The organism is Xenorhabdus hominickii (assembly GCF_002632725.1).
Taxonomy (GTDB): Bacteria; Pseudomonadota; Gammaproteobacteria; order Enterobacterales; family Enterobacteriaceae; genus Xenorhabdus; species Xenorhabdus hominickii.
This window is the reverse complement of the sequence record NZ_NJAI01000003.1, coordinates 533,723-545,410: the sequence shown is the minus strand read 5'-3', so window position 1 is coordinate 545,410 and position 11,688 is coordinate 533,723. Positions and strand designations below refer to the sequence as shown.

1 protein-coding gene is annotated in these 11,688 nt (G+C 49.0%); it reads right to left on the bottom strand.

All coding sequences use genetic code 11. The features are described 5' to 3' along the window. The coding region (locus Xhom_RS12325) for a non-ribosomal peptide synthetase (protein ID WP_244590778.1) at positions 1-11,439 on the bottom strand (11,439 nt) is incomplete at its 3' end. Positions 11,440-11,688 lie beyond the last annotated feature (249 nt).

The following is an 11,688-nucleotide window of genomic DNA, read 5'->3' as shown; positions in this document are numbered from 1 at the left end:
GGTGGCCTGACTGAGCTGCTCAGGGTTATCCACCGGCTGGCCGGCAGTCACCGCGGGATCCTCCGCGGCAATCAGGGCCGGCTGCACCGTCAACGCCTGAGTGTATTTAGCCAATGTACTCAAATGCCGTTGCTGACTGACAACACATGAAGTCCCGGTATCGGTCAGAATAAACCGGACGCGCTCCGACGGGTAGTCTGGCGAGATGGGCACATAAGCCCCGCCCGCTTTCAGCACCGCCAGCATGCTGATCACCATCTCCAGACTGCGATCCAGATACAGCGCCACGGGCGTATCTGCCGGTATCGGCTGATGGCCCTGCTGTTGGTAACGGGCGCGGATCACGCCCGCCAGTTGGTTTGCCCGTTCGTTTAACTGCCGGTAGGTCAGCGTGGTGCCTTCAAACACCAGTGCGATATTATCCGGCGTAGCAGCGGCACGGGCTTCAAACTGCTGCGGCAATGTCCTGTCCTGCGGATACGGTACGTCGGTCTGGTTCCAGCTATGCAGTAGTGTATGGCGCTCCTGCGCGGACAACACGTCAATTTCCGCCAGAGATTGCTGTTGATCCGCCACAAATGCCATTAATACCCGCTGATAGATATCAGCCATCCGCACTATTGTGGCTTCATCAAACAGACTCACCGCGTAATTGATGCCGCCGGTAATACTGGCTTTTCCTTCTGACATAAACAGGCTCAGATCAAACTTGGCGGCACTGTGTAATGGTTCATCCAGTTTCACCGGATTAAACGGCAGGCCAGCCCCGTTTTGTCGAACATCGCCAAAACTTTGTAACCCAAACATGATCTGAAAAATAGGATGACGAGAAACATCACGCTCAATCGCCAACGCATCAACCAATTGCTCAAACGGCATATCCTGATGTGCTTTGCCCTTCGCGATTATCTCGTGGGTCTGCTTAATCAGTTTTTCTACACTGCCTGTCTGCTCAAGCTGCGCCCGCAAGACCAGTGAGTTAACAAACATGCCAATCAGTGGCTGAGTCTGGGCATGGTGTCGGTTGTCGGTCGGTGTACCCAGTACGATATCATTCTGTCCGGACAGTTTTGCCAGCATGACATAAAACGCACTGAGCAGGACGGTATACAGGGTCGTTTCCTGTGTTTTTGCCAGCGCCTTCAACTGATCAGAGAGTGTATTTTTCAGCTCAAAATTGAAATCCCGTCCCTGATAATCCACTTGTGCCGGCCGTTCCCGATCCGTTGGCAGGGATAATGCTTCATACCCGTCCAGCGCTTGCTGCCAGTAAGCTAGCTGGCGTTCACGCACGTCCCCCTGCAAATAATCACGCTGCCATTTAGCATAATCGCCATAGGTGATATCCAGCGCCGGTAGTTGGCTGACACGGCCTTCGCGCAGGGCGTGGTAAATTTCTGCCAATTCATCCATGAAAATATCAATCGACCAGCCATCAAGGGCAATGTGGTGCCACATCATTAATACATAATGCTGTTCAGGCAATTGATGTTGTTCAGCCACTTGATAATGGTACAGACGCAAGCTTGGCTCTGCCGCCAGATCGAATGGCGTTGCCACTTCAGCCCGTACCATTTGCTGAAGAATGTCAAAATCCGCACAAGGCTGTGAACGGAAAGCTAAGCTGCCCTCAAACTCCTGTTGGTAGGCGTGTTCGCCATCGTCATTGCGGTACACCATCTTCATGACGGAATGCCGTCCAACCACTTGATTAATTGCAGTTTCCAGCAAGGATAGGTTGGTATCCGCCTCAAGTTTCACCAGATAAGGAACATGATAGACATAGCTGCCCTGCTCAAACTGTTCGATAAACAGCATCCGCTCCTGAGCTAACGACAGAGGGTAACTTTCCAGTGCTACGTGAGGAATCACCGTACAAGCCTGCTGCCCCATTTGAGCCGCCAGCCCGGCGACGGTTTTCAGTTCAAATACCTGTGCCAATGGCACTTCCACTGCCAGCTCCCGACGGATGGCCGCTGTCAGCTTGATAGCCATCAGGGAGTTACCACCAATACGGAAGAAATTATCTTCGATACCAATTCGCTTTAATCCCAAAACCTCTTGCCAGACGACACAAAGCTGCTCTTCCAGTGCATTGCGCGGTGCTACATAACCATCACGGCTTACCCATGCCGGTGCCGGCAGGGCCCGACGATCGAGCTTGCCGTTCAGGGTCAGCGGGAGAGAATCGATGCGGGTAAAGCTGGCCGGTACCATGTAATCCGGCAAACGAGCAGACAGATGTGCAATTAAGGTACTATCCAATAATGCATCGTCTGATACTGCCCCGTCGGTGACCAGATACGCCACCAACACTTTATTGCCCTTATACTCATGGTCAATCACCACCGCTTGTTTCACCTGCGGATGGGTCGCCAGTGAGTTTTCCACTTCCCCTAATTCAATACGGTAACCGCGGATTTTGACCTGAAAATCATTGCGCCCCAGATAATCCAGTTTGCCGTCCGGCCGCCAGCGCACCAAATCGCCGGTTTTATACAGGCGGGTATAGCCCCGCGCGTTATCCTCTTCGGTAGCAAACGGGTTAGTGACAAACCGTGCGGCGGTCAGTTCTGGCTGGTTTAAATACCCACGTGCCAACCCTGCACCACCGATATACAGTTCCCCCGGCGCCCCGAGAGGAGACAACTGACCCGCGGCATCCAGCACATACAGCCGGGTATTATCAATCCCCTGACCAATCGCCCGATCCCCGTCCTGCAACCGGTTCTGGCTGGCGCAAACGGTAATTTCAGTCGGCCCGTATTGGTTAAACACCGTGATATCCGACCGGATAGCCAACGTATTCAGCGCCTCACCGCCGGTATGGATAACCCGCAGGGTGGAGTCGGATAACTCAGTGGCAAAATGGTTCATCAGGGCGGTAGGGATAAATGCCTTGGTGATCTGATTTTCATTGATAAACGCCAGCAGTTGTTCGCTGTCCGTCGTCAGGGCGGCTGACGCAATATACAAGGTTGAGCCGGCTATCAGTGCAGGGAACAACTCAAATACGGAAGCATCAAACACGTAATTGGAAAAGAACAGGGCTTTGACCGATTCATCCAGTAAATGCGTTCGGACGATAAACTGGGCGAGATTCACTACCCCCGCGTGCTCGATCATCACCCCTTTCGGCTGGCCGGTCGTACCTGACGTGTAGATGATATAGGCCAGATCCGCAGCACAGTTTACCGGCACCAGATTGTCCACTGGACAGTTGGCCGTCACGACAGGATCATCGGCGGCAATCAGGGCCGGCTGCACCGTCAACGCCTGAGTGTATTTAGCCAATGTGCTCAAATGCCGTTGCTGACTGACGACACATGAGGCTTCCGTATCGGCCAGAATAAACCGGACGCGCTCCGACGGATAGTCTGGCGAAATGGGCACATAAGCTCCGCCCGCTTTCAGCACCGCCAATATGCTGATCACCATCTCCAGACTGCGATCCAAATACAGCGCCACGAGTGTATCTGCCGGCATCGGTTGATGGCGCTGCTGCTGGTAATGTTCGCGGATCACACTAGCCAACTGATTTGCCCGTTCGTTTAACTGCCGGTAGCTCAGCGTGGTGCCTTCAAATATCAGCGCGATGTTATCCGGAGTGGCGGCCACACGGGCTTCGAACTGCTGCTGCAATGTTCTGTCCTGTGGATACGGCACGTCAGTCTGGTTCCAACTATGCAGTAGTGTATGGCGCTCCTGCGCGGACAATACGTCAAGCTCCGCCAGTGCTTGTTGTTCATCCGCCACAAAAGCCGTCAGTACCCGCTGATAGATATCAGCCATCCGCACTATTGTGGCTTCATCAAACAGACTCACCGCGTAATTGATGCCGCCGGTAATACTGGCTTGTTCCTCTGACATAAACAGGCTCAGATCAAACTTGGCGGAGCTGAATAATGGTTCATCCAGTTTTACCGCACTAAACGGCAGGCCAGATCGGTTTGGCAGATTTTCACCCAAATTCTGTAACCCAAACATGATCTGAAAAATAGGATGACGGGCGATATCACGCTCAATCGCCAATGCATCAACCAATTGCTCAAACGGCATATCCTGATGCACCTTAGCCTGAGTAATCACCGTGTGGATCTGCCTGATCAGCGTTTCTACATTGCCGGTCTGCTCAAGCTTAGCCCGCAAGACCAATGAGTTGACAAACATCCCGATCAGCGGCTGAGTCTGGGCATGATGTCGGCTATCGGTGGGGGTGCCCAGTACGATATCATTCTGTCCGGTCAGTTTTGCCAGCGTGACATAAAACGCACTGAGCAGGACGGTATACAGGGTGGTTTCCTGTGTTTTTGCTAATGCTCTCAATTGATCTGACAGCGTTCTCTTCAATGTGAAATAGAAATTACGCCCCTGATAATCTACCTGTGTCGGCCGTTCCCGATCCGTTGGCAGGGATAACGCTTCATATCCGGCCAACGTCCGTTGCCAGTAAGTCAATTGACGTTCACGCACTTTCCCCTGTAAATAATCACGCTGCCATTTCGCATAATCGCCATAGGTGATATCCAGCTCCGGCAGTTGACTGGTGCGTCCTTCTCGCAAGGCGTGGTAAATCTCCGACAGCTCATCCATGAAGATATCAATCGACCAGCCATCAATGGCAATGTGGTGCCACATCATCAATAAGTAATGATGTTCAGTTAAATAATAGTGACACAAACGCAGCGCTGGCTCGGTTGTCAGGTCGAACGGCGTTGCCACTTCAGCCCGTACCATTTGTTGGAGTGCATCAAAATCGGCACAAGCGCGTGAACGGAAGGTCAAGCTGCCTTCCAATTCCTGCTGATAGGCATGATCTCCATCGTCATTGCGGTACACCATCTTCATGACGGAATGCCGTTCAGCCATTTGATTAATCGCAGTTTCCAGCAAAGATAGGTTAGTGCCCACCTCAAGTTTCACCAGATAAGGAACATGATAGGTATAACTACCCCGCTCAAGCTGTTCAATAAACAGCATCCGCTCCTGAACAAATGACAAAGGGTAGCGCTCCAGCTCAACATGAGGGATCACCATACAAGCCTGTTGTCCCATTTGAGCTGCCAGCCCGGCAATTGTTTTCAGTTCAAACATCTGTACGAGTGATACATCTACTGCCAGAGCATGGCGAATCGCGGCTGTCAGCTTGATAGCCATCAGGGAGTTACCACCGATACGGAAGAAGTTATCTTCGATACCAATCCGCTCTAATCCCAAAACCTCCTGCCAAACCACACAAAGCTGTTCTTCCAGTGCATTGCGCGGTGCCACATAACTGTCCCGGTTTATCCATGTCGGTACGGGGAGTGCCCGGCGATCGAGCTTGCCGTTCAGGGTCAGCGGAATGGAATTGATGCGGGTAAAGCTGGCCGGCACCATATAGTCCGGCAGATGAGCAGACAGATGCGCTATCAATGTTTCATCCGACAACGCCCCGTCGGTGACCAGATACGCCACCAGTGCTTTATGGCCTTCATGTTCACGGTCAATAACTACTGCCTGTTTGACCTGAGGATGTAAGGTCAGCACACTTTCTATTTCCCCCAGCTCAATACGGTAACCGCGGATTTTGACCTGAAAATCATTGCGTCCCAGATATTCCAGATTGCCGTCCGGCCGCCAGCGCACCAAATCGCCGGTTTTATACAGGCGGGTATAGCCACGGACTTTATCGTCTTCGGTGACAAATAGGTTTGCCACAAAATATTTCGCCGTCTGCTCTGGCTGGTTCCAATATCCACGCGCCAGCCCAATGCCACCGATATACAGTTCCCCCGGTGCCCCGTTCGGGGACAGGTTGCCATAACGATCAAGAACATACAGGCGGATGTTATCGATTGGCTGGCCAATAGGTACATTGCCAGTAAACTCGCCGGCGGTATCAAAGTACGAGACTTCAATTGCCGTTTCCGTTGGCCCATAAAGATTAATTAAGGCACTGGAATTCTGATTAATCGACTTAAATGCACTGACCTGCGATGCCGTTAGCGCTTCCCCGCTGCATAATACATAGCGGACAGTGCTCGCTAATTGCTGAGTTAAAGCCTGTAGCGTTTGACAGAAAGCCCCCAACATTGACGGGATAAAGTGAACCACTGTCACGCCCGTTTTCTGCATCAGTGTATGCAGGGCTTCCGGCTGTTTATGGGTGTCAGGTGGGGCAATCACGATACACGCCCCGACCCAGTTCGCCAGCAGTTCCCCCACCGAAACATCAAATGTATAAGGGGTTTTTTGCAGCACTTTATCCGCCGAACTCAAAGGATATTGGGACTGCATCCAGCACAGGCGATTCATGACGCTTTTGTGCGTCAGCGCAACCCCTTTGGGCTGACCAGTCGTGCCTGAGGTATAGATGATGTAGGCCAGATCGGTAGCACCGTTTACCGGCACCAGATTATCTACCGGGCGACCAAGGGCTATGGCAGGATCATCGGCGGCAATCAATGAAGGCTGAACCGACAGAACCTGTGTATTGTCGTTCAAAGCCGCTAAATGATGCTTTTGAGTCACAACACACGACGCTTCTGTGTCTGCAAGAATAAACCGGACGCGCTCCGGTGGGTATTCCGGTGACATCGGTACGTAAGCACCGCCCGCTTTCAGCACAGCCAAGATACTGATGATCATTTCCAGGCTGCGATCCAGATACAACGCCACTGGCGTATCCGCGGGCATCGGCTGATCGCGCTGTTGCTGATAACATTCCCGGATCACGACGGCCAGTTGGTTTGCCCGTTCGTTTAACTGCCGGTAGGTTAGCGTTTCGCCCTCAAACTCCAGTGCCACATTATCCGGCGTGGAGACAGCCTGAGCTTCGAACTGTTGGTGTAATGTCCGATCCTGTGGATGCGGTACGTCAGTCTGATTCCAGCGGAACAGCAAGGTGTCGCGCTCTTGCACAGACAACACATCAATGCCCGCCAGCGATTGTTGCTGATTCGCCACGAACGCCGTCAATACCCGCTGATAAATATCAGCCATCCGCGCTATTGTGACTTCATCAAACAGGCTTACCGCATAATTGATGCTACCGGTAATATTTTCCTGCCTTTCTGACATAAACAGGCTCAGGTCAAATTTGGCAGGGCTGTAAGAAATTTCATCCATTTTCACTGGGCTGAATGGTAAACCGGCTTCGGTTTGCCAGTTCTCGCCAAAATCCTGCACGCCAAACATCACCTGAAAAATAGGGTGGCGGGAGGGATCTCGCTCAATTGCCAGTGCATCAACCAATTGCTCAAATGGCATGTCCTGATGTGCTTTGGCTTGGGCAATGACTGTGTGGATCTGGCTGATCAGTTTTTCCACACTGTCAGTTTGTTCAAATTGTGCCCGCAACACCAACGAGTTGACAAACATCCCAATCAACGGCTGCGTTTGGGCATGGTGTCGGTTGTCAGTAGGGGTACCCAGTACGATATCATTCTGTCCGGACAGTTTTGCCAGCGTGACATAAAATGCGCTGAGCAGCACGGTATACAGGGTCGTTTCCTGCGTTTTTGCCAGCGTCCTCATCTGCTCTGAAAGCGAATTGCCAAGCATGAAATGGAAATCCCGTCCCTGATAGTCCGGTTGCATTGGACGGCTTCGATCCGTTGACAGGGATAACGGCTCATACCCAGCCAGTGCCTGTTGCCAGTGAGTCAACTGATGCTCACGCACCTCTCCCTGCAAATAATCACGCTGCCATTTGGCATAATCGCCATAGGTAATATCCAGTGCCGGCAGTTGGCTGGTGCGACCTTCTTGCAGGGCTTGGTAAATTTCCGCCAATTCTTCCATGAAAATATCAATCGACCAGCCATCAATGGCAATGTGATGCCACATAATCAGCAGATAATGCTGTTCAGCCACATGATAATGACGCAGCCGCAGCCCCGGCTCTGTCATCAACTCAAATGGTGTGATCATCTCAGCACTTACCATCTGTAGAAGCGTATTAACATCGGCACAAGACTGTGTGTTAAGAACCTTTTTGTCCTCAATGACTTGTTGGTAATGGCCTTCATGGTCACTGCGGTATACCATCTTCATCACCGGATGGCGCTCGACGACCTGATGAATTGCCGTTTCCAGCAGGGATAAGCTGGCATCATCATTAAGTTGCACCAGATAAGGGACATGATAGGCATGACTTCCCTGTTCAAACTGTTCAATAAACAGCATTCGCTCCTGCGCAAATGACAAGGGATAACGCGCCAGTTCAACATGAGGAAGCACCGTACAGGCCAGTTGCCCCATCTGAGCAGACAGTCCGGCAACGGTTTTCAATTCAAATATCTGTGCTAATGAGACATCCACAGATAAGGTACGGCGGATAGCTGCTATCATCTTAATGGCAGTCAAAGAGTTGCCACCAATGCGGAAGAAATTATCTTCGACACCCACCCGCTCCAGTCCCAAAACGTCTTGCCAGACGACACAAAGCTGAGTTTCCAATGCATTACGCGGTGCTACATAACCATCACGACTTCCCCATACCGGTGCGGGCAGTGCCCGACGATCGACTTTGCCGTTCAGGGTCAACGGGATAGATTCAATACGGGTAAAACTGGCCGGCACCATGTAGTCCGGCAGACGATCGGACAAGTGTTCAATCAGAGCTTCGTCCGATAATGTCTTATTCGATAATGTGTTATCCGGTAATGTACTGTCAGTGACCAGATACGCCACCAGCACTTTATGACCTTCATGTTGGTGGTCAATGACCACTGCTTGCTTGACTTGTGGATGGGCGGCTAAGGCGCTTTCAATTTCACCCAGTTCGATGCGATAACCGCGGATTTTGACCTGAAAATCATTGCGTCCCAGATATTCCAGATTGCCGTCCGGCTGCCACCTGACCAAATCGCCGGTTTTATACAGGCGGGTATAACCGCACGCTTTATCCTCTTCGGTGGCAAACGGATTTTCCACAAAACGCTCTGCTGTCAACTCTGGCCGATTTAAATACCCCCGCGCCAACCCCGCACCACCAATATACAGTTCTCCCGGCGCACCAATCGGCACAAGCCGGCCAGATTTATTTAAAACATAGGCGTGCATATCATTTAACGGTCGTCCAATGTTGGAGGCCGTTGTCGCATCGTTTTTTAGTAACTTTTTATTTTTTAGTAACTTTTTATAGGTAACATGGACGGTTGTTTCTGTTATCCCATACATATTGATCAGGGCTGGCGATTGATCACCATATTTGTCCCACCAAGGCACTAACTGAACAGGATTCAGTTTATCTCCGCCAAAAATCACATAGCGAAGAGATGGGTATTTAGCATCACTATTCAGGGAAGCATCAATGAAAGCATAAAATGCACCCGGAGTCTGATTCAGAACAGTGACTTTTTCGTGCGAACACAGGTGGCTAAAACGGGCAAAATCCTTGGTGCACTCTACGGTTGGAATGATCAATCGCCCACCATAAATCAGTGCTCCCCACAACTCCCATACACTAAAATCAAAGGTATAAGCGTGGTAAAGCACCCAAGTGTCATTTTGGTCAAACTGATAGTCTCCCTGAGTAGTCGCCAATAGACGTACAACATTATAATGCGTCTGCAACACGCCTTTCGGCTGCCCAGTCGTACCTGATGTGTAGATGACATAGGCCAGATCAGCGCCTCTGTTTATTGACACCAGATTATCCACCGGCCTACCTTCAGTCACTGACAGATCATCTGCGGCAATCAAGGCTGGCAGCCGACCCCATTCTTGCGTACATTCCGCCAGTGCCATCAGATAGTGTTGTTGGGTAACCACGCATTGGGATTGGGTGTCATGCACAATAAACCGGATACGTTCCGGCGGATATTCCGGAGAAATCGGCACATAGGCACCACCAGCTTTCAGTACGGCAAGAATACTGATCACCATTTCCAGACTGCGATCCAAATACAAGGCCACCAGCGTATCGGCCGGCATAACGTCATTACATTGCTGCTGGTAGCGTTCGCGGATCACCAAAGCCAGTTGGTTCGCCCGTTCATTCAACTGGCGATAAGTCAGCGTTTCTCCTTCAAACATCAGGGCGATGTTATCCGGTGTGGCTGCGGCCTGTGTCTCAAACTGCTGTTTCAGCGTAATATTCTGTGGATATGAGGCATCGGGCCGATTCCACGTCTTCAGTAGTGTGTGGCGTTCTTGCTCTAATAAAATAGGCAACTCACTGACTAATAGCTCAGCATTGTTAATTAAAGCTGTAAACAGGTTGTTCAATCGTTCAAGTATTTGCCTGATATCCTGATCACTAAAATACGCCTGCAAATAATCTATGGTTATTTTTAATTCCTGATCATATCCATAGTCCTTTAATCTGAAAACGATAGGATAGATATAAAATTTTCCGTCTATATGATAGTGCTGGTTTTGAGTTATTTCAGAATCTGAGTCTGTAAATCGTTCATAAAAAACAAGGATATTGGGTAAAGGCGTTTCATCATTGTTAGCGATTCGAATAAGATGGGAGTGAGGGAATTTACAGTGACGATAACCATCTTTTAAGGCTGACTCCATTAGATTAATTTGTTCAATCACACTTAGCGTATTAGAAATATGGCAATTTATTGGATACATATTTGAATGCATTCCAATCACATATTTCTCTGTTTTTGATTTTCTTCCGTGTGTAATCGTGTTAAAAATCAATTCTTGATTCCCTGTCAGTTCTGACATCACAATCATGACTAAACTAGAAAAGGTAGAAAGTAGATTGACTTTTTTTTCTTTACAAAAAATACGCAAGTCATTTTTCACTGACATTGGGAATGTTAATAAACAAGTATTTGAACCTGTATTTTTATAATAAGGCGTTAATTGATGTATTTCATTTTTCCTCAAAAAATCACACCAATAATTTTTATCTTTTTCGTAATGATGGGATTTTAGGTACTCTCTTGCTTTAGTTATTGTCTCTAAATATTGAGGAATTTCTGATAACCAATCTATTGATGTGCCATCTTTAATGCATGCGTATAGTTGATGAAGATATTCGTGGAGCCGATATAATCCGACGCCATCAATCATAATATGATGAAATTTAGTGAAAAAATAATATTTTTTAGCCGTCACATGAATTAAGAAAAGCTGATAGGGGATTTCCTTTAAAAAATCGATAGGATGATCTATTTGCTGCTTCATCCAAAATTTTGCTTTTTCTTCAGGCTCAACCTGCATCACAACATCATGAAATATAATACTTTCTGGCAGGCTTTGTTCTTGAATATATTGTATAGCCTCATTATTTGAATTAACCGATATGCGCAGTCTTAGCATATCAATATGTTGATGAAGTAAATTCCAAGCTTGTTGCAAAATAGCGATATCAACTTCTTCTACCTGTGTATACCAACCGAGATTATGGAGAGGGTTATTTTCATAGAGGGCTTGCTCGTAAAATACATCTTCTTGAGCAGGATGAAGGTCATATAAGTCCGAACTCAACGAACTTTCAGATGTTCTCATAATAAATTATACGAATGCATTCCGTTCGCAAGTTACTTGTACTCTATGACACAAACGAGTCGATTGCAGTTCTACACCTAACCTTAAGCAAGTAATTTTTGGGTACCAATGTAATCCACTGTTCCACACCTAATTCTGTTACCTGTTTTAAGCCCACGCCATCATTTTAATTTAATGAATCCCGGCATTATCTATCGTCGCATCACTACAGTGACCCTCGCAATCTTT